This is a genomic window from Mesorhizobium sp. 1B3 (assembly GCF_050958605.1).
Lineage (GTDB): Bacteria > Pseudomonadota > Alphaproteobacteria > Rhizobiales > Rhizobiaceae.
On sequence record NZ_JBJHDO010000016.1, the window covers coordinates 62523 to 83892 of the forward strand.

At 57.5% G+C, this 21370-nt stretch carries 21 protein-coding genes and 2 tRNA genes; 9 read left to right on the forward strand and 14 right to left on the reverse strand.

The genetic code is table 11. From position 1 onward, the window contains the following. Positions 1-31 precede the first annotated feature (31 nt). A complete protein-coding gene (locus tag ACCO56_RS29610; RefSeq protein WP_433644534.1) occupies positions 32-883 on the forward strand; it encodes an endonuclease/exonuclease/phosphatase family protein in 852 nt (283 codons plus the stop codon). A gap of 184 nt (positions 884-1067) precedes the next feature. Here ACCO56_RS29610 and ACCO56_RS29615 read toward each other — a convergent pair whose 3' ends face one another. From ACCO56_RS29615 to rplU, 4 genes are all read right to left on the reverse strand, one after another. Beyond that, entirely contained in the window at positions 1068-1661 is a 594-nt protein-coding gene (locus ACCO56_RS29615) for a GNAT family N-acetyltransferase (RefSeq protein WP_433644535.1), read from the reverse strand. 81 nt (positions 1662-1742) lie between these two features. Continuing rightward, complete coding sequence (locus ACCO56_RS29620) at positions 1743-2288, reverse strand: GNAT family N-acetyltransferase (RefSeq protein ID WP_433644536.1); 546 nt, start codon at positions 2286-2288, stop codon at positions 1743-1745. A gap of 118 nt (positions 2289-2406) precedes the next feature. Beyond that, on the reverse strand, positions 2407-2676 hold the full coding sequence (gene rpmA / locus ACCO56_RS29625) for a 50S ribosomal protein L27 (RefSeq protein ID WP_433644537.1): 270 nt from the start codon (positions 2674-2676) through the stop codon (positions 2407-2409). 22 nt (positions 2677-2698) lie between these two features. Then, the gene (gene rplU / locus ACCO56_RS29630; protein WP_433644538.1) at positions 2699-3151 is read right to left on the reverse strand and encodes a 50S ribosomal protein L21; all 453 of its coding nucleotides are present in this window, start codon (positions 3149-3151) and stop codon (positions 2699-2701) included. Between the two features lie 293 nt (positions 3152-3444). On the opposite strand from rplU, the gene ACCO56_RS29635 reads away from it, so the two are divergent. Next, positions 3445-3534 (forward strand) — tRNA-Ser (locus ACCO56_RS29635). A 124-nt stretch (positions 3535-3658) separates the two neighbouring features. Here the strand turns inward: ACCO56_RS29635 and ACCO56_RS29640 are convergent. Together ACCO56_RS29640 and ACCO56_RS29645 are read right to left on the reverse strand one after the other, a co-directional pair. After that, entirely contained in the window at positions 3659-4510 is an 852-nt protein-coding gene (locus tag ACCO56_RS29640) for a haloacid dehalogenase-like hydrolase (RefSeq protein WP_433644539.1), read from the reverse strand. 241 nt (positions 4511-4751) lie between these two features. Then, positions 4752-5867 carry a PD-(D/E)XK nuclease family protein gene (locus ACCO56_RS29645; RefSeq protein ID WP_433644594.1) on the reverse strand — a complete coding sequence of 372 codons (1116 nt, stop codon included), beginning with the start codon at positions 5865-5867 and terminating at the stop codon, positions 4752-4754. A 286-nt stretch (positions 5868-6153) separates the two neighbouring features. Between ACCO56_RS29645 and ACCO56_RS29650 the strand changes: the two genes are divergently transcribed. Both ACCO56_RS29650 and ACCO56_RS29655 read left to right on the forward strand, forming a co-directional pair. Next, positions 6154-7146, forward strand: coding sequence for a site-specific integrase (locus ACCO56_RS29650; protein WP_433644540.1), 993 nt, complete (start codon positions 6154-6156; stop codon positions 7144-7146). A gap of 548 nt (positions 7147-7694) precedes the next feature. Then, positions 7695-8729, forward strand: a complete 1035-nt coding sequence (locus tag ACCO56_RS29655; RefSeq protein ID WP_433644541.1) for a hypothetical protein — start codon at positions 7695-7697, stop codon at positions 8727-8729. Between the two features lie 289 nt (positions 8730-9018). Here ACCO56_RS29655 and ACCO56_RS29660 read toward each other — a convergent pair whose 3' ends face one another. Further along, positions 9019-9600, reverse strand: a complete 582-nt coding sequence (locus ACCO56_RS29660) for a recombinase family protein (protein WP_433644542.1) — start codon at positions 9598-9600, stop codon at positions 9019-9021. Positions 9601-9834: 234 nt separating this feature from the next. Here ACCO56_RS29660 and ACCO56_RS29665 point away from each other — a divergent pair, with 234 nt between their 5' ends. Continuing rightward, positions 9835-10272: a hypothetical protein gene (locus ACCO56_RS29665; protein ID WP_433644544.1), complete on the forward strand. Its 438-nt coding sequence runs from the start codon at positions 9835-9837 to the stop codon at positions 10270-10272. 23 nt (positions 10273-10295) lie between these two features. Here the strand turns inward: ACCO56_RS29665 and ACCO56_RS29670 are convergent, their stop codons facing one another. The 3 genes from ACCO56_RS29670 to ACCO56_RS29680 all read right to left on the reverse strand — a co-directional run bounded on the left by ACCO56_RS29670 (position 10296) and on the right by ACCO56_RS29680 (position 15163). Next, on the reverse strand, positions 10296-10784 hold the full coding sequence (locus ACCO56_RS29670; protein WP_433644545.1) for a hypothetical protein: 489 nt from the start codon (positions 10782-10784) through the stop codon (positions 10296-10298). Positions 10785-10965: 181 nt separating this feature from the next. Further along, positions 10966-13620 (reverse strand): DEAD/DEAH box helicase, encoded by a 2655-nt coding sequence (locus ACCO56_RS29675; protein ID WP_433644546.1) that lies wholly within the window; start codon positions 13618-13620, stop codon positions 10966-10968. 1 nt (position 13621) lies between these two features. Continuing rightward, a complete protein-coding gene (locus tag ACCO56_RS29680) occupies positions 13622-15163 on the reverse strand; it encodes a site-specific DNA-methyltransferase (RefSeq protein WP_433644595.1) in 1542 nt (513 codons plus the stop codon). A gap of 373 nt (positions 15164-15536) precedes the next feature. On the opposite strand from ACCO56_RS29680, the gene ACCO56_RS29685 reads away from it, so the two are divergent. The 3 genes from ACCO56_RS29685 (at position 15537) to ACCO56_RS29695 (ending at position 17537) form a co-directional block, all read left to right on the forward strand. Further along, on the forward strand, positions 15537-16496 hold the full coding sequence (locus ACCO56_RS29685) for a DUF5655 domain-containing protein (protein WP_433644547.1): 960 nt from the start codon (positions 15537-15539) through the stop codon (positions 16494-16496). Continuing rightward, positions 16493-17317, forward strand: coding sequence for a DUF429 domain-containing protein (locus tag ACCO56_RS29690; RefSeq protein WP_433644596.1), 825 nt, complete (start codon positions 16493-16495; stop codon positions 17315-17317). The genes ACCO56_RS29685 and ACCO56_RS29690 overlap by 4 nt, the downstream gene beginning before the upstream one ends. Before the next feature lie 131 nt (positions 17318-17448). After that, positions 17449-17537 (forward strand) — tRNA-Ser (locus tag ACCO56_RS29695). Positions 17538-17554: 17 nt separating this feature from the next. On the opposite strand, the gene ACCO56_RS29700 is transcribed toward ACCO56_RS29695, so the two are convergent. Continuing rightward, positions 17555-18472: a hypothetical protein gene (locus ACCO56_RS29700; RefSeq protein ID WP_433644548.1), complete on the reverse strand. Its 918-nt coding sequence runs from the start codon at positions 18470-18472 to the stop codon at positions 17555-17557. Positions 18473-18890: 418 nt separating this feature from the next. On the opposite strand from ACCO56_RS29700, the gene ACCO56_RS29705 reads away from it, so the two are divergent. After that, positions 18891-19406: a hypothetical protein gene (locus ACCO56_RS29705; protein ID WP_433644549.1), complete on the forward strand. Its 516-nt coding sequence runs from the start codon at positions 18891-18893 to the stop codon at positions 19404-19406. 66 nt (positions 19407-19472) lie between these two features. On the opposite strand, the gene ACCO56_RS29710 is transcribed toward ACCO56_RS29705, so the two are convergent. The 3 genes from ACCO56_RS29710 to ACCO56_RS29720 all read right to left on the reverse strand — a co-directional run bounded on the left by ACCO56_RS29710 (position 19473) and on the right by ACCO56_RS29720 (position 21312). Continuing rightward, the gene (locus ACCO56_RS29710) at positions 19473-19829 is read right to left on the reverse strand and encodes a hypothetical protein (RefSeq protein WP_433644550.1); all 357 of its coding nucleotides are present in this window, start codon (positions 19827-19829) and stop codon (positions 19473-19475) included. A gap of 299 nt (positions 19830-20128) precedes the next feature. After that, positions 20129-20725: an IMPACT family protein gene (locus ACCO56_RS29715; RefSeq protein WP_433644551.1), complete on the reverse strand. Its 597-nt coding sequence runs from the start codon at positions 20723-20725 to the stop codon at positions 20129-20131. Between the two features lie 134 nt (positions 20726-20859). After that, the gene (locus ACCO56_RS29720; protein ID WP_433644552.1) at positions 20860-21312 is read right to left on the reverse strand and encodes a winged helix-turn-helix transcriptional regulator; all 453 of its coding nucleotides are present in this window, start codon (positions 21310-21312) and stop codon (positions 20860-20862) included. Positions 21313-21370 lie beyond the last annotated feature (58 nt).

The window sequence follows — 21370 nt, forward strand, 5'->3', positions numbered from 1 at the left end:
GCGGACCAACTGCCGGGGAGGAGAGGTTTCCATGCGTCTGGTAAGCTATAATATCCAGTACGGCATAGGCCGCGACGGCAAATTCGACATGGCGCGCATCGCGGACTCCGTTCGAGAAGCCGACATCATCGCGCTGCAGGAAGTGACGCGCGGCCTCGATCGGAACGGCGGAGCCGATCTCGTGGCATTGCTCACCGACCTCCTGCCTATGCACTTTCCGGTCTTCGCCGCTGGCCTCGATGTCGATGCGGGCTCCGAGATAACCGGTGGGCGCGTGGTCACACGCCGCCTCCAGTTCGGCAACATGATTCTCAGCCGCTGGCCGATCCTTGCCACACGCAACCTTCTGCTACCGCGCACGCGCAGTTTCGATCGCGGCAATCTGCAGCGTTCGGCGCTCGAAGCCCTGATCGTCACGCCGCTCGGACCGCTTCGCATCTACAGCATTCATCTCGACCATCTCCATCATGAGGAGCGCCTGCGCCAGATCCGCCACCTGAAGGAGCGGATCCTCGCCTATCCGCTTGAAGGCGGCGCCATCACCGGGGCCGTCGAATACGGCTCCCCCGAGCCCCCGCATCCGGAGGATTTCGTGTTGCTCGGCGACTTCAACATGACGCCGGATTCACCCGAATACGAGCTCATGGCCGGCGGCATCGACTATGCCGAGGGCCGCCTGACCGTCGCCCACCATCCCGTCGACGCGTCCCGGATCGACGACGGCGAGACGGTGAGCTGGATCGACACCGAGCGCCCGGAAAGGCGCAGCCGCCTCGACTATTGCTTCGTCTCGGCCGGCCTTGCTTCACGCGTCCACAAGTCCTGGATCGACAGCGACGCCGCCGGTTCGGATCATATGCCGGTGTGGGTGGAGATGGAGTAGCGCCCCCTCACTGTCCTGCCGGACATCTCTCCCCGACGGGGAGAGAGAGGCCGGCCGCTCGATTTCCGCGAAAAACAAGCATTGGCGATTGGCGAAAGCGGTAGTCGAGAGCGACCTTCTCCCCGCCGGGGAGAAGTGGCCGGCAGGCCGATGAGGGGCATTTTCGCCGACTGTATCATCGGCATCACAACCTTCCCCAACTCCTCAAACTCACCCACGTCTTCCTGTCCAGCCTATAGCGTTCGACCGGCACCTGCCCCGCCACCAGCGAATTCAGCATGCCCTGTCCGGCATATTGGAAGCCGCATTTGTGGATCACCCGGCGCGAGGCTGGATTGATGACGCGGCAGGAGACATGCAACTCGCCAATGTTCGTGGCACGGAAGGCAAGGTCCACCAGGGCGTGCGCGGCCTCGGTCGCATAGCCCCGGTTCCAGTAGGGTTCGCCGACCCAGTAGCCGACCTCGAGCCCGCGATCGGTGCTGTTGAGCCCGGCGCAGCCGACGAAGGCGCCGGTCTCGGCAAGCGTGAGTGCATAGGAGCATCCGGCCCGACGCTTCTCCGCCGCCATGGCGATGAAGGCGCGCGCCTCCGCCTCGCCATAGGGATGCGGCATGCGCGACAACATTTCCGCGACCCGTCGGTTGTTGGCGAGCACGGCCAGGTCCGGAATGTCCTGCTCGTGCGGTGGCCGCATCACGAGCCGCTCGGTGACGAGCACCGGACAGTCTAGCGCCGTACTTTCGTCCTCGAAGTCGTCTTCCGTTTCCCTGATCATCGCAATCTCCTCGTGTTGCGTGTCTGGAGCAAACAATCCCGCTGCATCGGAACGTGGTGGGCCGATGCAGCGGCGTGAGATTCAAGCGGCATGGGCCGCGGGGAGCGCGGACTCCACCCCTTCGAAGGCTGCCCTGGTAAGCCGCGTCTTGATATGGCCGACCATCTCGTTGCGCGGCATCGACCAGATCGTTCCACCGCCACAGATTTCGAAACCGAGCTTCTGCTGGACGCGCTGCGAGACCGGATTGTCGGCGAAGACCGACGAGCGGATGGTCGTTATGCCCCGCGTCGCGAAGGCATGGGCAATCAGCGCCCGGGCGGCTTCCGTCATGAAGCCTCGGCCGTGCCAGGGTTCGGCGAGCCAATAGCCGAGCTCGGGCTCCGGCCCTTCACCTTCGATCGAGACGACACCGATCAGCCGCTCGCGATGGACGGTGTAGACCATCGCGTCGGGGTCGTCGCGCAGGCTGACGATCCAGTCTTCGGCGTCGGTCTGGACATAAGGGAAAGGCACGCGGGCGAGCATGCGCGCCACGGCCCAATTCGAGAGCCACAGTGCGATGTCTTCGGCATCGAGCGTGATGGGCTGCCGCAATGTCAGCCGCCGCGTGACCAGAATATGCATTGCCGTTCCTCCGAACGAGAAAAAGGGGAGATGGTCACCCATCTCCCCTGTTCCTTTTCCGGATTCTGCCCGGACACCGGTCCCCGAGATGGGTGCCGGTGTTGTGGTGCGGTACCGGCTACTCCGCTGCTTCCGTAATCGGGTTTACCGTTACGTAGGTTCGGCCGTTGGCTTTCTTGCGAAATGCCACCGCGCCGGCTTCGAGTGCAAAAAGGGTATGGTCTTTGCCCATGCCGACATTGGTGCCGGGGTGCCACTTGGTGCCGCGTTGACGTACGAGGATGTTGCCGGCGAGAACCTTCTCGCCGCCGAACTTCTTCACGCCAAGACGCTTGGATTCCGAATCGCGACCGTTGCGCGACGAACCGCCAGCTTTCTTATGTGCCATCGGTGTACTCCTTCAGGCCTTCTTACTCTGATTCCGCCGGGGCTGCAGCCTTTTTCGGCGCTGCCTTCTTGGCGGGCTTCTTCTCGGCGTCCGGAGCGGTCTCCGTCTTGGCCTCGGAAGCGGCTTCCGTCTTCGCCGCGGCAGCCTTGCTCGGCTTCGCACCACCGGTCAGGATCTCGGAGATCCGGATGGTGGTGAGCAGCTGGCGATGGCCGCGGGTACGGCGCGAATTCTGGCGGCGGCGCTTCTTGAACGCCAGAACCGTCGGCGCCTTGCCCTGCTCGACGACCTCGGCGGTGACGACGGCGCCGGCCACGAAGGGCGCGCCGATCTCTGCCTTGTCGCCTTCGCCGACGGCGAGAACTTCCGCGAATTCCACGATGTCACCGGCATTGCCGGCGACCTTCTCGACCTTCAGGAGGTCGTTGGCGGCGACGCGATACTGCTTCCCGCCCGTTTTGATGACTGCGAACATTTCTTGCCTTTCGCTGTTCGGTCGGCCTTGATGATCCGCCGGGAGCGGACCGGACCGTCTTTTTGTCAGTCGGTTTCGGTTATCCGGACCGATTCTTGGTCAAAGAACAAGTTCCGGGATCAAAGAACAACCGGCGCAGGGAGAGACCCCACGCCGGATGCTGGAGGTCCCTAACGCAGCCCTGCCCTCAAGTCAAGGCAAAGGCGGTGAAAAAGGCGGTCGAAGCCCCTTGCGGCGCGACCGCCCACCCGTTATCTAGTGCGCCGCGCCGGCAACGGCGAACCACGCCCCGCGGAGAGGTGGCAGAGTGGTTGAATGCACCGCACTCGAAATGCGGCATACTCGCAAGGGTATCGGGGGTTCGAATCCCCCCCTCTCCGCCAGCGATCTTTCGTTGCTCGGCAAGGCTCCGGTGCGTTTTTATGATCGTGACCAATCCAAATGGATGCTAGGGCTTCCAGTCGGGGTCGTTATCGGGGCCACACTGTCGGCACGTGAATACCCAAATCAGCCAGCTTTGACTGCCTCGGGCCGATAACCGACCTCACGTGCGATCCGACCCAGGACACCTCGAACGGTAACATCGAGTTGTTCGCCTTCAGAATAGTCTGCCGGAACGACATAATTTGCCCGGTCTTCAGCGATGAGACGCCCGATCTTATTCTGGGTTGCCTCCTTCTGCCACTCGCTCGGATCGAACACAGCAATCGCACAGCCTCCCTGGTGGCGCACCATCTTCATCGACGGTATGTCCGTGTCCCCATCCCCGATGAAAATCATTCTCTCAAATGGGATCGCACGTTCCGCCATTGGGACCCACTGATTTATGGCCGCGTTATCCCAGGCGTTGTCGATGCCCTTGTTAATAGGGAAGAGAAACTGGGTCTTGTTTGTGTAATTCACCGCGACAGACGGCCACACCGCCTTTCCAAACTCATCGTAGGCGAAACCTGAGGCAAAGACCCTCGTGAATTCGCTCCGGATTGAGCATCCGTCAATCATCTCACGCAACCCGGATGAAACGACGTAGTGTTCGAGTTGAATCTTTCGCTCTTTTGCGAACCGATTCATACGATCGAACCAGTGTGACACACCATTAAACAATGGCAGTCCCGCTCCATGAAAGCGAAGCCGCTCTCGCGTGACAGGATCACGCGACTTGTTGATCATCATCTGCATGTAGACGAGAATTTCGTCTGCGTCCTGACTGCGGGTTTCAGATTTTACTTCGTTCCAAAAATCTACTGGATTATCGTATCCAATCTCCGGAAGATAAGAGTGCTGCTGCATCGACCCAGGTGAAAGTGTCCCATCGAAGTCGTAAACAATAGCAGCTTTTGTAATTGCGTTGACGTTCATGGCCATCCCCCAATCAGACGCCCGCCCCAGGGGCAATCCCTGGGTTCTTTCCGATCAGTTTCTATACATTGATACATTGTTGGAGAAGCGAAAGAGCATTGCATTGGCAGCGGTTACCATCCACAAAGCATGCAACATGATCGTGCCGGGATAATCCTTGTCTCCCCTCCGAGGGCATCCTACACGAGACCATCCACATACATTCGGAGTCTCATATGTTCGCGAGCCTAGTTGGGCTGCGCTAGCCGATGATCTCTGCGGCGGTTAAGGAGCCGAGCACAGGATCAAAGTGATCAAAAATTTTCCAAGCAAAGAGCTGGAGTGATTTTGTCACAATCTCGATTGATGTCTCTACGTCGGTGTCATCATCGATCTGATCGCCAAGCATCTCCGACTTAGCCAAGCACATCCAGTCTCTCCCGACGCGCTGGTTGGGCCGGTGCAGTCTCTTCTTCTCCAGCAAGGAGACGTATCTTGCCCGGTTTTCTTCCTCACCAGGTCCGAGGTAGAGATAGGCGTTAATCTTTGAGCGTTCCCGCTTCAGTTCCAAGAGGATGAATCGTTTCGAGTCCGTCCAGTCGGCCTGCCTGAAGCCAGGCAGGTTGTCCCATTTCGCGTATGCAAAGCGCAGGATGGTCCCCTTGTCAGCGTCTGGAAGCACCTGAAGGTCGGGACCACAAAGGGATTTCGCAAGTTCGACCTTGCGATCCTTTAGTGCGTCGAAAAGATTGCCGATCGCGTCGGGCCTTCTATCGGCGAGGAAGTCGAGGGCTTCTCTGTGTCGCGACCATAGCTTTCGCGCAATTTCTTCGAGGCGTTCGTCTTCCAAGTGGTGTCTCCTCAGCATCCTCAGATATGCCCTCAGGCTTTCGCTAGCGGCGCTAGTGACTGCGGTCTCTGCGATCGGTTCGAATTCGTTAACAAGGTCACGGATTCTGAGGGGCTGCCAGTGATCAGGGTCCAGTGGCGGTTCGTCATGTTTAGTGAGAAAAACATTCAGGTGCTTCCATCCATCGGCGGTTTGCCACTCGCTTTCTACGATCCTCCGATATCTTTGAAGTTGGTCGGTGCCTTGTGTCGAATCGATCTTTAATTCGACCGGGATAACGATCTTCTCCGAGCGTAGGACAATCAGGAGATCGATGTTGCGCCATTCGCGTCGAACGTCAGCTTGCTCGATATCCATCAGGTGAACGTCAAGAGGCCTCAGGGGATTACCGCCGCCTCCTGGGTGCAAGGTGTTTCGAGAGATTGCCAGGAGAAGTGCTCGAAGCACGTCGCTATGAAACCCATGCGGACGGCTAGGATTCAAGAGGTAAGCAAGGAAGTTGCCATGCCGGACCTCGGAACGGACCATGCCAAGGGCTTCGAACGGGCAGAACTGGTCGAACTCCCCCTCGAGCGCGAGGAAATCGTTGTCCTCAACAACCAGTCTCTCGAGGTTCTGTTCTAGATGAGATGATTCAGCGCGCAAGTGATCCTCGGTTCTGCAAGCCTTGTAGGCGCGGTAGCGCCACCGGTTCAGAGACTTGCGCTGATTCGGTATATATGCCTAGTGCCTTCAACTTCGGCTTGCCGGGATAATCCTTGGCACCCTCCAGGGGGCATCCTACGCGTGATCTTCACTATCGATTGGAGACCGCATGGCAACGATCCGGAAGCTCAGAGGACGATGGCAGGCGCAAGTCCGTCGGCGTGGCATGAAGCCACGCGCCAAGAGCTTTGACAGCAAACTCGAAGCCGAGAAGTGGGCGCGCGATCTAGAGGCCCAGGTCGATCGCTTCGGCTCAGCTCCGGACACAAAGATTCTGGAGAGCACTACCCTCGGCGACCTGCTAGAACGTTATCAACGCGAAGTGTCGCCGACAAAGCGTGGCGCTGTCCAAGAAGTTCAACGGATTGACGTGCTCCGCCGTCATGAGCTTGCTTACCGGACGATGATCGGGTTGAGCCAGCAGGACATTGCGTCGTTCCGGGATGAGCGCCTCCGGTTGGTAGCTCCATCTACCGCCGTGCGTGAGCTTGCGATTCTTAGCCACGTCGTTGAGGTCTCGATCCGAGACTGGGGACTACCGCTCGCGAAGAACGTCGTGAAGCTCGTTCGTCGCCCGATCATTCAGAACGAGCGTAGCCGACGTCTGACCGGTGACGAGGAACAGCGCCTTCTTGACGGTTGTGACAGCGGCAAGATCCCTTATTTTCGGACACTGCTGATCGTCGCAATCGAGACCGGGATGCGCCGAGGGGAGATTCTGGGGCTGAGGTGGTCGGATATCTCGCACAATCGCCGCGTGGTCAGCTTGACGATGACCAAAAACGGAACCAATCGCGACGTGCCACTGTCTCAACGCGCCTTCGGCGCGCTTATGGACTGGAGGGCTCGCGCAGACGTAGATCAATCTACTATCTTTCCAATGACTGCCGGTGGGTTGGAGCAAGCGTGGTATCGTCTTCTCAAGCGCGTCGACATTAACGGACTGCGCTTTCATGATCTGCGCCACGAAGGCGTCAGCCGTCTATTCGAGCGGGGTTTGAACGTGATCGAGGTCAGCAGCATCAGCGGACACAAGGAGATGCGGACGCTGCGCCGATACACCCACCTTAGTGCTGACGATCTCGTCGCTCGCCTGGGATAGATTGATCTACACAAATGTTCAGCCTAGCGATCCTATAGCTCTTGGTCGTTTAGCAAAGTCCTAGAAGCGACCCTGTCATCGAAGGGGATGCTTCGGGTCGCCACCGACGCTCCGGCATCGTAGCCACCGCTCCCGGCATCCGATACTTTCCATTCTGCAAACTTCTGCGGTTACTCGACGCAGAAACCGAGCCGGCAAGGGCGCATCATGACGATGGCTAATACGTGCACTTCTTATCCAAGATAAGAAGATCCTTGTCGCTATCTTTCCCGTAAGTTGACACGAATGAGCGGATTTTCATGTTTTCGGCGAGAAACACGGCTTTATCATATCTCACGGACGAAAACTATTTGGTATCGTGTGAGATCGCTTCATTCGTTCTGTTCGGCTCTGAAGAAATCCCTGCTCGCCACCCGTCGAAATTATCTTTGAAAATTGTCCAGCAAGCCTCCGCGATTTCGCTATATCATTATGAGTAACGGCCCAGCGCCTTACACCCCTACAATTCATCCCGAATAACGCGCCTTTCCCGCACGAAGGATTTAGCTATGTCTGAAACTCCCAAATCGCCAGAACATCGCAGGATCGATACGCTTATCGAAACGGTTCAGCAGCATCCGACCGATTTCCTAAAGGACGAGCGGCGTCTGACGGCCGTGAAGTGGTTCGAATATCGCTTTTTGTCTCCGAGGGCAGCAAACAGGCTTTTCATGCGAACCTATCAGGAGACCTTTCGTCGGAAGTTCGCCCAGGAAGTCGACCACGAACGCGCGTCCACGGTCAATGGTGTTAGCGCCATGGCGGTAAAAAGGGATGCTCGACAAAGAAGTCAACTGGCTGCGGCCCGTCAGCGCGCGGACAGGTTGGGGATCAGTTATCCTTGCTATATTGAAGCCGCATTTGACTTCGCTTTGCGGCGAGGAGACAAGCGAAAATTCCTCCCCCTCCCGAGCGAACTGCATGGCAATCCGAGGGCAGCTCCATTGTTTGCGCAGTATGTTAAGCAGCGGTGGCAGGAGCAGGTTTCGAATGGTCTCGTTCGCGTCGAGCATCCTGCCTATCTGATCGAAAACTATCGAGGGATGGCAGCTCAGGACGACTTCAGACGCTTCATTCTCGACCATGTGGAGCAGGCCAGCATACCCCTTCATCGCGCTATCCTGAAGTTCACATATGAAAGGAAGCAAATCCCGGCCGAGCTGTTCAAGTCCATTGTGCCGCAAGAGCGTTTCGAGCAAGCACTGGCGATCGTGGCTAGCGATTTGCAACACCAGCCAATTGATGATGCCTCGGAGCCGCGCTCTCCGACGCGGCTCTGGCCGACATGCTTCGGCATGCACTACACGCATGAGCCGTCATCGGCTGAGTGCTCCGCCTGCCCGCAGGTCCTTGGTTGCAAGAAAGTTGGCGATCTGGTCCTGAGAAAAGCCGCCGCGCAAGCTGGAGTGCCTGACCCTGCTGGAGATTATAAACGGAGAATGGATCGGGAGCGGCAGCAACGGTGCCGGAACCGGAAGCGGGAGGAAAAGGACGCTGCCCGTTTCAGTACGCGCCCCAACACTTCAACTTCTCTTCATCCCTAACCGGAGGAATTGAGAAAGAGAACCGGAGGTGTCACGCTACCAAGTATTCTTATATCTCTTAATATGAGGAATTATTAAGAGAATTGGCAGCGTGACACCCCAGCCTAAGAAACGCTCCGGCTCGTAAAAGGCTTGTCTCTGCGCCGAAGGAACATAACTCGTCTACAGGCATCGCAGGTTTGCGCGCGTCTACCGCTCGACGCTTATTAGGACTCCCTGGCGCGCGTTAGTGCTGGGACGCACAATTCCTCATCTGACGCGTCGGAGCCAGCCAGTGAGCCTCTGTGTGTCACCTAGCGGCCTCCTGGCCGGCGACGTCGACCTTGAGAACGCGGAGTAGAGTGCGAGGATGGATACCGTGCTTCTCGGCGATCGTCTCGACTGATGCAGAGCCGTTTGCAAGAGCCAGACGAGCTTCCCGGCGCTGCTCCCCTGTCAAAGCTGGTCGTCTTCCGATCTGCCTCCCACGAGCACGAGCAGCAGCCATTCCGGCGCGGGTTCGTTCGCTGATTAGTGATCGCTCAAATTCTGCCATGGCCGCCAGAAGATGGAACAGCAGGCGCCCGCCAGATGACGACGTGTCGATCGCTTCACTCAGAGATCGAAACTCGATTCGACGCTCTCCTAGCTCGGAGATCAGCTTGATGAGATCCACCAGGGAGCGGCCTAACCGGTCGAGCCGCCACACCACGAACGTGTCGCCTGGCCGGAGCTCATCGAGCACGGCAGCCAGTCCAGGGCGCTCGAAGTTCGCGCCAGATATTCCTTCATCGGTGTAGATTCTTACGCATCCCGCTGCTCGCAATGCTATCTGCTGTAAATCCAGATTTTGATCGGTTGTGGAAACGCGGGCGTATCCGACTTGTCTCATGCGCAGTTATCCGGTCTGTAAGAAATTCACTGGCGTTTTCAATGAGATAATACCCGTTCCCACCTTGACGAAAAGGAACCTTTTTGTGCAGCCTGGCTTTCCTGTTGGCCACTGAATGCCATGCCAGAGAAATCAACTGGTTCCGTCTCCGGCGGATCAGCAGCAGGTCAATAGGGCAAGGGTTCCCTTTCGTGCGGATGAAATGGGTCGAAGCACGCCGGAGGGGTGATGTGCATGCGGGTTAACGACAACCTTCTCTTCTCGGGCGTTTTCAAAGGCGCTTTGGCCTCGCTACGCTACGTCGCCCTAGGCTCGGCGCTGCTCGGCAGCGCGCCAGCCTTCGCAGGTGGCCTGGACACTGCCTACAGCAACGCGATGATGCCCTATGTGGTTCTCAAGCGGGGGACAATAGAGTGTGGCAAGCCAGCGGGGGAACACATCGCTTACAAGGCTCGAATGCTCGGCATTCTCGGTCGGATCCCTAATGTTGACCGGGTTGGTGCAGACCGGGAAATCGAACGTGCGTTCGAGCGGGAAACGTTGGGCTCTAGCAACCCGACCTGCTCGGATGCGCTTTTGGAGCGATACCAGTATACGCTGGAGAACAGCGCAGAAATGGCGCTTCAGTATCTCGCGGAAGAGGTTCAGAGCCGGCAGCGCAATAATTGGTAGACCTATCTACAGGTGGCCGAGAGTTACACGGAGGAATTGGCCGTTAGCCACTTCTCAAGAGCGGCTATCACGGAAAGACGAAGTCCGTAGCCTTTCGAGAGGGCAAGGCCGAGTGATGGATCCAGCTTTGTAAATCCCATCTCGTCCATAATCTCTCCCGCGCTAATACCGCGTTTGGCCTTGATGTGATTGATACGGGCTACCGTTGCCGGGAGAAGATAGCGACCCGTAGATATAGATGTGGCTGTTGCCCCAGCGCTCGACGAGCCTGTCGGCAGGACCCCTGTCGTGGTCAACCAGGCCAAGAAATCCTTTCGCTCTGAGTTGGTAGACTTGCTCCAGGCGTTCTTGAGCTCCTGCAGCCGTGTCCTGGGTTTCTTCAGGCCCGAAGCCTTTGTCGCTTCAGTGACTGTCCGGTATTTCCCGTCTACCAGATCAGCGTAGATCGTCGGATAATCCCGTATAAGTCGCTCCTCATAATACGCGTTGCCGCGCTTCTGCTTCTTCGTCATTTCGATGTCCGGTCAAGCACTATCGCCCCAATCGACCAGTGGAGACTCGCCGGTGCGTTTGGCATGTCGGACGCTAGATGCAATGTCAGAACATGCGGCGTCAGCCGGTGAGCATGCTTGAGTGAATGGTGCGATCCTGATGGGTCGCAATGCCCTTGTGTCTTCTCTGAATTGGAAGAGCTTACCCTATCGTCTTATCGATCAAGCTAAAGTTCCGGTTCGTCGGCATGCAGAATAAGCAATGGCCGCCGCTGGCCTCGGCCCAAACCGAGCCGATCTGTCGCTTGACAGCCTCGCTTTCGTAAAGGTGCGCGCCCTTGTATTCGACCACAAGGATGCGCCCGTCCGTCAACATTGCGACAAAGTCGGGATAGAACTTATCGTGCGGGAGTTGGAGCCAGAAGGACGACTTTTTCCGATCGATGTTCCTGATCCAGTAGCGAACCTTATCGTGTCGGTCGAGGTGCAGCGCGCAATCGAACTCTTCTCCGCTGCTTCCCAGGTCGCCGACGAGCCGGGTGTAGTGTTTGATGAACTTAGTCGCTCCGGCGTAGGGCTGGTTGGGAGCGTAAGTCTGTTCGTCAAAGATAATGGAAAGGTCGGAGCTGACTGCGAAGTCTGCGGCATTCGCAGCGAAAAGGGCGTTGTATTGTTCGACCTCGCGCTGGCCCCGCAGTTCGTTGATCATAGCGGCCATAGCTTTCCGCAGGTCATATTTATAGCGAGCAAGAACCTGAAGCTCGATACCGGATGCCATTAGAACTTCAATCGCCCGTGTGATGAATACAATGGCGCTAGGCTTGGTGATATCGGGGTGGGCGATCCCCAAATCGATCCAGTGCGCAAGGCGCGCAAGGCTCCAAGTCGGCTCCTGAATTACGCCAGCAAGATCTCCCTGAACCTTCTTGGCGAAGGCAATTTCGATCTTGCCTTTGTCGCCAACGTCGATCTGACCGGTCTGGCTGTTGTCGGCTACGCGGAAACGCGTGGCTATGGGCGATGGGGCACACTGGTCAAGTCGCCACGGCAGGTCAAGGAAATGCTCCTGCGAGAAGAGTTGAAGCTCCCCTTGCTTCCGAAAGCCCAGCATGGGCACTACAAAGGGCGGCTTGTCATCCTCCTCGGCGGCGGAAGTCTGAAAGTTGTTTGTTTTGGCATACAGACGATCGATGGCTTTCCCGACTTTGGGCACCGCTGCAAGGGCCAGGTGGAGCAGGTTGCGATTCTCCCGCGTCATGGGACCGGTGTAAGTCAACATACTGCTCTCGGAATCGAAAGTGATTCGCGATTTCACGGACGCCGGCAGGCGCGCAAGTGCCGCTGCGACTACCGGTGCAGCGTCCTCAGGCAGCGGGTCGGATTTGTAGGGCGCGCTAGCGTCGGCCTCGGCAAATCCAAGGTTCTGCTGCGGCGCGATAATTTGCGCCGCTTCCATCGCATTGAATCCTGCGCCCTCAACGAGTCCGTCGCGCAACTGCTGCGCCGTGGTATCGAAACTGCGCGAGACGATAAAAGCGTAAGACTGGTTCAGCGCATCGCGCCGCTTGCGTTTCGCGCGCGGCATCCGCAGGACGCGGCCAAGAATCTGCTCAACTGCGACAGGTGAGACCTGATCCGCGACCGAGCAAAGCACATATGCGAAGGGACAATCCCAGCCCTCTTTCAGCTTCGACACTGTGATGATGTAGCGGACGGGGCACTTATCGCTGCGGATGTCGCCGATCGCGTCGAGGTCTTTGCGCGGTCCGGTGTGGACCGCGATTTGCTCCTTGGGGATACGCTGATCATCCACAAGGTATGTTTCGATCTTTTCCCAAGTGTGGCGCGTGGGATCATCCTTCGACGCACTTTGCGCCTGAAACAGGATAATGGGACGGATGTATTCGCCTGTTTCGGCCTGTTCCGCCTTCGCGGCCTCTTCCAGCGCCTTCTGACAATCCAGCGCCGCGCCGATGGTCTTGACCCAATCGGCATCGGTAGTCAGTCGGATCGGCATTTTGATCATCTCCTCGGCCTTCAACTCGGCGGCAGAGACGGAATAGAGGATGTTCGATGCATGCTTCTCGCGAGCCGGATCATGTTCCGTCTGCGGGGTGGCAGTCAGTTCTAGGATCAAGGACGGATTGAAGCGCGCCAAGGTTCGGAAGGACAGTTCCGTGCGACCGTTGTGGGCTTCGTCCACGATCACCATGGGGCGATGAAGCTTTAGTAGGTTCGCCAGCGAATAGACTGGACGGGAGCCGCCCTCCACGAGGTCAAGCGGAATAATCTGGTCCTGGGTCAGGTTGGCAAAGTGATCCATCAGAACGCCGGCGTCCTCGTAGACTTTTAAGCCTTCGGGGTTTTCCTTACCGCTGTCATCCTCGCGGCGGAAGGATTGTATGGTCGAAACGATCACCACAGCTCCGCCGGTCGCGTCTGCCTTGGACATGGCAAGCGCCTCAGCTTTCGTCATCACCGTGAAGTTGCGGTTGAAAGCCTGAAGCAAAGCCGCGCGATAGGGATGGGTCTCATCTCTCAATGCCGCTACGGTCTGCTCGAAGATCGGGGTTGAAGGGACAAGCCACAATACTGTCGGGTTCGTGGTTTGTAGAAAGTCCCTTGCGGCGATGCCGATGGAGTGAGCCGCGATCAGCGTCTTGCCGCCGCCGGTCGGAACTCTAAGGCAGATGTAGGGCGTGCCCTCTGCAACCGTTGGCGCGTTGCGAAAGGGCAAGTTAGTGGCCTTGTAGAAGGCAATGCTCGCGCCCATCGCGGCCGTGTCCCTGAGGAAGGTGGAAAAGCGGTCAAGCGCTAGCCGCTGATACTCTTTCAGATCGAAGTTGTTCGCAGTCATATCAAACCCCCGCGATCTGGTAGGGGATCTGCTTGAACACGACGCCTTCGGCTTTCAGGCGGTCGGCACTTACTGTCGTGCCTTCGGCATATACGACGCGGTTGCCTTCAAAGCCTTCTGGCGGCGGTGGCAAGGCAGTCAGCGCATCGGGCGTCAACACATTGCCAAGCGCCTCGCGTGGCATGCCCTCTTGCCCTGCCGCAAACAGCAGATAGACGGCCTTCTCCCGGTTCTTGCCGAGGTAGGGGTTCCCTTCTGTTGTCTTCGACGGCAATGGCGTCCCAGTTTCCACAAAGAAAACATGGGCAGCCAGATCGGGAAAAGACACGGCCCCGTCAATGTCGCCGAACTCGTTGAAGAGCGGAACGCCAAGGCGGCAGTAGCGGAAACCACCGCCGAGTCCGTCGACTGGTTTCGTCGGATCTCCGCCCTTCCCATACCCTGTAATGACACGGCGGAGACGTTCGGCCGTCGTCTCCACTGACGTCTTCTTGTCCATTTCAATGAGGATAAAATTGCGCTTTCTGCCGTCATGCCGGTTCATCTGCATGATAGCTTGGCCCGTTGTTCCAGAGCCAGCGAAAGAATCCAAAATTATATCGTCCGACTTGCTAACATAGGAAAGCAAGTGACTTACAAATTCCACAGATTTGGGATTCTTGAAGATGTCACGCCTTCCAAAAATAGATTCAAGATCATTCGATCCTTTTCGGGAATCAATGTTAAAGACGCTTCGGAAGGGGAAGCCAACTTCTTTTAGATAAGCTTTTAACTCTGGAATCTTGCTTTCATCTTTGCCAAAGATGATCCTATCCTCTGCAAGCAGTTCCTTCATTCGATCTTCGGGAAAGCGCCAACCCCAAAGTGGTTTTGCACAATTCTTCTTAGTTCGTGGATGCTCGATTTCGTATTGATATCCGTTTTTCCCAGGGTTCTCTAGATTTCTTCGGGCGACATATACTCCGCGCTCATCGACAAGTTTATACCGAGCAAGGTCTCCAAGAGACTTAGAATTTTTCTTTACAAACTTCGAAAATTCACGCGCTCTTTCTGCAACACTATCATGTTCAGCTTCTATTTTCGCGAACACATCAAGCATTAGTTCTTTTGTTTCGTTCTCCGGCCCGGTCCATTGTTTTGGCAATTTCTCTTTGTTCTTGGAGTAGATTACAACATACTCATGCTCGTTCGCGAGTTGGGTTGGATTATTGTCTGTTGCGTTTTTCCAGATAGCCGTTCCAACATGATTGCGTCTACCGAATAGCTCCGCCAAAAGAAGATGAAGAGTTGATTGCTCGTTGTCGTCGCAACTAACGAAGATAAGTCCATCTTCCTTCAAGAAGTCCCGAAGTAGCCTTATGCGTGGATACATCATACATACCCACTTGTCGTGGCGACATAGGTCTTCGCTTTCTTTTCCAACCGCCCGCCCAAGCCATTCCGCTATTTCGGGTGAGTCAACTCTATCACTGTATGACCAATCCGACTTACCGGTATTATAGGGAGGGTCGATATAATATGCACTTAACCTGTCCAGCGTAATAGGGAAGTAGCGCTTTCAAAGCTTCCAGATTGTCGCCCTGAACCAGAAGATTTCCCGCGTCAGTATCTCCCGCAGACAACGCAGCATCGCAATGAACCAACCGATAGGGCACTTCCTTGTGGTGGTGTTCGACCGCCTCTTTCCCGATCCAGTTCAACGATGGCATGTGCAATCCTTCTGTCGGACAAAATCACGTTGTTCTTAATAGGTGATTCTTCGCTATCGCGACGTAGCTACTAGGGATGCTGCAGAGAAGTCCACAATCGCGAGATGGCGGTGCAAAAATTCGAAAGGACACGCCGGCCACTAGCCTGGACAAGTGGGTGCAGGCAGCTAGAAGTTGCGAAGATCTAATTGATGCATGAGGTGCGACGTGAGCGACATCAAGCTGTTTCATTTCGGCGAAGGAGGCGTTGCGGAATTGCCGGGATCTGCCGTCCAGGTGGAGAAGTCGCTCCAAGGCATGTTTGAGGCGAACCTGGAGGCTCTGCTTGGGGTGCGATTTCTAGCCAGCGAACATTCAACCGGACCTGTCCACGGCGGCCGAATCGATACGCTAGGTCTGGATGAGGATAATTCGCCCATCATCATCGAATACAAGCGTTCGGTGAACGAGAACGTGATCAACCAGGGACTCTTTTACCTCGACTGGTTGCTCGACCATCGCAAGGAGTTTCAGTGGCTAGTAATGGAGCGCCTCGGACCGGAGGCTGCGAAGGGAGTTGATTGGTCCGCACCCCGACTTCTTTGCGTGGCAGGCGACTTCACCCGCTACGACGAGCACGCGGTCAAGCAGATCGCACGGAATATCGAGCTCATCCGCTACCGGCGGTTTGGCGATGACCTGCTGATGATGGAATTGGTGCATGCCTCAAGGGCGAATCGTTCGGGCGGTTCGAAAGTCTCGGCAGATTCGAGGCAGCTCAGCACCTCTGAACAGACCGCCGATGGCGCCCAGGAGAACGATCCATATCTCAGCCAGCGGATGAGCTATCGGCTTTCCCAGTCCCCGACAGAGCTTCGCGACATCTATGACGCGGTCTATCAATTCCTGGCAGGCCTAGGTGATGACGTCCAGGTGAAAGAACTGAAGCTTTATACGGCGTTCAAGAGGCTCAAAAATTTCGTATGCATGGAGATCTACCCGCAAGCCCGCACGGTGACGCTCTACCTAAAGGTCGATCCAAGCACCGTGGCGCTCGACAATGGTTTCACGCGAGATGTCAGCAACGTTGGGCACTTCGGCACCGGCGATCTGCAGGTAACGCTCAAGTCAATGGCTGACTTCGAGAGAGCGCAGCCCTTGCTGCGTCAGGCTTACGAAGGGGGATAGGTTTGCACGCTAGATTCACCTCAATTGTCGGCTTCGATTCGGCCTGGACTGACAATCCAAGAGCTCCCGGAGCAATATGTGTCATTCGCCTGGATGGTGACGGCGCGCATCTGCATCTCGCCCCTCGGCTCGCCTCGTTTGCTGAGGCCCTGGATATCATTCAAAGAGAGAACAACGACGCGCAGAAGTGTGTGGTGGCCCTGGATCAGCCGACAATCGTCCCCAATCTCACTGGCTCGCGTCCGGTCGACAAGGTAGCCGGCTCGCTGATTTCCTGGATCGGGGGCGGCGTTCAGCCCGCCAGTCGGTCCAAAAAGGGCATGTTCGACGATGCTGCGCCAATTTGGCAGTTCAAGCAGGCACTGGGAGCAGCGGAAGAACCGGAGTTCGCACGAACGGCAACCAGCGGCCTCTTTCTGCTCGAAGTCTTCCCCGCTCTGGCACTGGCTGCCATTGAGAGCGCGTTCTGTTCAAGGCTTGCAGCTCCGAAATACAACCCTTCCAACCGGAAGCGGTTCAAGATCAGCGACTGGCAGGCAGTCGCTGAGGCCGTAAGGCGTTTCGGCACGCTGAACTCGCTGCGACACTTAGACGAATGGTGTTCGGTGGTCGCGAGTTCCGAGGCGCCGAGAAAGGCCGACCAGGACAAGCTGGATGCCATGATCTGCGGACTGATCGGGTTGCATTGGCTGGTCGCTCCGCGCGACCAATCGGTGATGATCGGCGATCTCGAGAGTGGCTACATGATCGCGCCGGCGATCAGAGGCGTGCATGAGAGGTTGCAAGGTGCGGCGCGACAGAGGGATGTGCCGATCGCGTGAGACGAGGCAACAGGCACAGGCCGGCCACTCCCGTTGCTGGAGAATAGCCAAGCTTGAGCAGCGGATTTTGCAGTCGGTCTACGACGCCGTTATCTAGTGCGCCGCGCCGGCAACGGCGAACCACGCCCCGCGGAGAGGTGGCAGAGTGGTTGAATGCACCGCACTCGAAATGCGGCATACTCGCAAGGGTATCGGGGGTTCGAATCCCCCCTCTCCGCCAAGCAGCTTAGTGTCCCATTACTCGTAAGCCAGCTTCATCCATCTTTCGGAGATGGATGCTCCGGCATCAGCGATCTCTGAGTCCAGCTTGGCTTCATCCGCGATCTGACTTTGCATCGAACTCAAAAGCCGATTGTATTCATCAACGTCCGCTTGATCTCGGAACAGGAGTTGGCCCAGCTCATTCGTTGAGAATGTTCCTTCTCTTGAGAGCAAAAAGGCCGTTACCGAGGCCATCGATTGAAAAAGGCGGTCGTAAAGATTAGTTCGGCGCTCGACGAAGGCGCGCTCCGTCGCTCTTTTGTCCATGAACCCAGACGCGATTCTTTTGCGGGTCATCTCGGGCAGCCGAGCAGCGATATCGCTCACTCGGCGCTTCTCTTCCCCTAACAATTCGTCCACCCGTGGCATGATCCGAGCTACCAGGGCGCGTTTTTCTTTTGCCGCGGCATTGGCCGCCAGCAATGATTCTCGACTGGCAACCTGCTTTGTCGAAAAGATCTCGTCTAAGGCGGGGTCTGTCAGTTCATCGAACAGCCGCTGGACCTTGAAATTTGTATCCAAGGCAATTTGCTGAACGGATCTCATGGCTGCCCCGATGCCGGTGGTCGATCCCTGAATTGCGCTAGCAAGATTGCCAGGACCGGCGGCGCGAACCTCCGCCTGAAATTTCTTGGCGTCATAAGTTGCAGCGATTTCTTCGTGGTTGATGAATATCAGGAGGAGTGCCGCCAGCCCGAGAACAACATCGTAGCGCGCTGGCCTCCCGGACCTTTTGGCACTCAAGGCCGCTATTGGCATGCCAATGAGAGGGACTAGAAATGACTGACCGAAAAGGTATGCAAAACCGTCCGCCGTGCCGCCGTAAACATAGAACCCAAGACCTACCAGCACGGCAGAAAATGTTATGAACGCGATCGCGTTTCGAAGTCCCATGGAGCCCCCAAGCTTTCTGGCCCTTATACCATGACTTTCTCCTTTACTACTATTCGACGATACACTCGTGCCCCAACAACCCTCCATCCTCGCCCCATCGTCGCACCGCCTGTATTCGTCCTAGGGGGTGACCTCACAAATTGGGGGCGTCGGCAACCAGCTGTTCGACGTGCTTCATCTCACTTTGCTTCGCCGCGACCCGGAGTTCCGCTCCCGCCGCGGTGAAACTCTAGCCCCTCGCCCTAGTGCAGCGTGCTGACAAGGTTGCGGATCCTTCGACCCCTGCCGGGATTATCCTTGGCTTCCTTCGTTCTTAGAGCGGCTAAGTCCCGCCGGTGGAACGGTTCATGTCTCCAACCGTTGATCTGCCCGAATTGCTTATTTCATGTCTATGTCTGTTCTTTTCACGGAGGAGTAGATGCGAGCCATTCTTGCGCTAGCGAGTTTCACCCTTCTCATCCATCCGGCGCTCGCCCAACAGCCGGCTGACGGTCAGAAGGTGATGGTTGGACCGTGGGCGATTGAGACCACCTACAAAGGGGAACAATTCGAGCACTGCACCATGACCAGATCGACGCCCGATTTTGATGTGGTGTTTCTCCGCAATGGGGATGGCACCGTGCTTGTTCTCAAATCGCCCAACTGGCGGCTTGAACGTGGCAAGGCTTACGACGTGCGTTTGTCGGCAGGGTCGCAATCCATCGACGCCACGGCGCTGGCGGAATCGTCCTCGGTCACCATCGCGCTTCCAGACCAGCCGTTCAACAAAAGGCTCCGGATGGCGAACCGGCTCAACGTGCAGGGCGAGGGCGCCGTCATGACCGTTCCACTGGACGGAAGCAAGGCTGGCCTCGAGCGGCTGGATCAGTGCTTTGAAAAGAACAGCCAAGGAGCGGCGAGCAATCCCTTTGTCGCTCCCGAGCGGCGGCCCTAGCCTCCTGGGCGGTATTCTCGCCAACGCCGAAGGTGGAAACGCCAAATTGCGGCGCCGCCCCATCCGTCAAGCCGGAGTATCCGTGTCCCGGATTTGCAGGTTCCTGGGAAGCGGCAGGCTCGAACATCGCATATGCAGGTCGCGGGCGAAGAGCTTCCGTTCCTTTTCCTGTTGCTCCCTGCCGGCGGCCGCTATCCCAAGTCCATAGGGGCCGAGCAGCAGAGCGACTCCCATGTTCAATGGCTTCGTTTTGCCATCCTCGTAGGTCAAGGCCGCCTCGCGGATTTGTTCGCATTCCGGCGATCGCCATTTCGGGTCTTCAGCCGAGAGCGTGGCCGCATATTCGGCGGGCGGCGTGGTACACCCCGCAACCGCCACCGCCAGCAGCAAAGCTGCTCCCGTCGATACTCGATCCATCGCCATGTGTCGTTTAGGCTCCATCTGTCAGGCTGGTCGCGCAGCAATCCTTACGACATGGATTCGACCAGCGGCTCGGCCCATCGTCGCTCTTCCCAACAATCCCCAGACCCGGCCGACCATTGCCGGGTCGGAATCGAGTCTGCAAGCCGGAATTGCTTCCGGCGCCGGCGTGCCGGCTTCTCTTCCTCGGTTTCGCCCTTCGGGCTCGGCGTCCGAGAATGACAAGGCGGGGGCGTTGCCCGCAAGCCGGCAACGTTGGCGCCTGGCGAGACCACGGCACGCCTGGCCACGTCACCTCTGCTCTAGGTGTCCGGGGAAAAACCGGCTCGACCGCTGGTGATATCCGCAACCAGCTGCTCGACCTCGGGCATCTCGGCCTTGTGAACCGCAACACGCAATTCGGCACCTGTCGCCGTGAAGCTCTGGTCGAGCAGTTGAACCGTCGGCAACGCGGCGAGGCGAGCCTGCACGATTGCCAGATCGCCGAACGGACAGGTGACGGTCACTTCCACTTTGTCCACAATCGGAACCTTCTCGGCAGCGCGCAGGCACAGAGCGGCGGTGCCGCCATAGGCGCGGATCAGGCCGCCACTGCCGAGCAGCACGCCGCCGAACCATCGCGTGACGACGACGGCTACACCGTCCAGCCCTTGCCCGTCGATGGCCTGCAGGATGGGTTTCCCCGCGGTGCCGCTCGGTTCGCCATCGTCGCTGAAGCGATAATTCTGCCCGATGCGCCAGGCCCAGCAATTGTGATTGGCGGATGGATCGGAGTGCCCGACGATGAACTCTTTCGCTGCCACCTCTCCGGCAACCGGGCCTGCAATGGCCACGAACCGGCTCTTCTTGATCTCCTGGCGAGCGGTCTCGGTGGCGGTGAGTGTGCTGAGATTAGCCATGGGCACCCTCTAGCATGCGGATCGCCGCAACCAATCTCGGAATGTGCAACGATCGCCCTCTGCCCTGGCAGCACGTTCTCTTGTGGTGAGTGCGCCAAACCTCGTCGATGACCGACCGGTCCGCGCGGCAAGCGTCACTCCTGCTCCGGAACTTTCAGGATCACCGTATCCTCGGCCCGAATCCTTCGGCCGTCCTGGGTGCGGACATCCAGCCTGACCGGCAAGCCGGTTTCACGCTCCACCAGCTGCGAATGTCGTTCGTCGGCCTCGAAGAGATGGCGTTCCCCGAATTGCCGAAGCGCAACCATCACCGGAAATAGGTCCCGGCCAATCTCCGTCAGGCGATACTGCATGCGGCTGCCGCCATCCTCGGCGGGAACGAGCTCGAGGATTCCACGGGAAACGAGCGTCCGAAGGCGCTCCGAGAGGATGTTCTTGGCAATACCGAGGCTCTTCTGGAATTCGCCGAAGCGCGTCAGGCCATCGAAGGCGTCGCGCACGATCAGCAGCGACCACCAGTCGCCGATCACATCCAGCGAACGAGCGCTGGGGCAATAGTCTCCTTTCAAGCTTTTCCGCCCGACCACCGAATGACTCCAACTTCCGCGCACACTCCAAAAGGCAGTTGCATCATAAAACCGGATG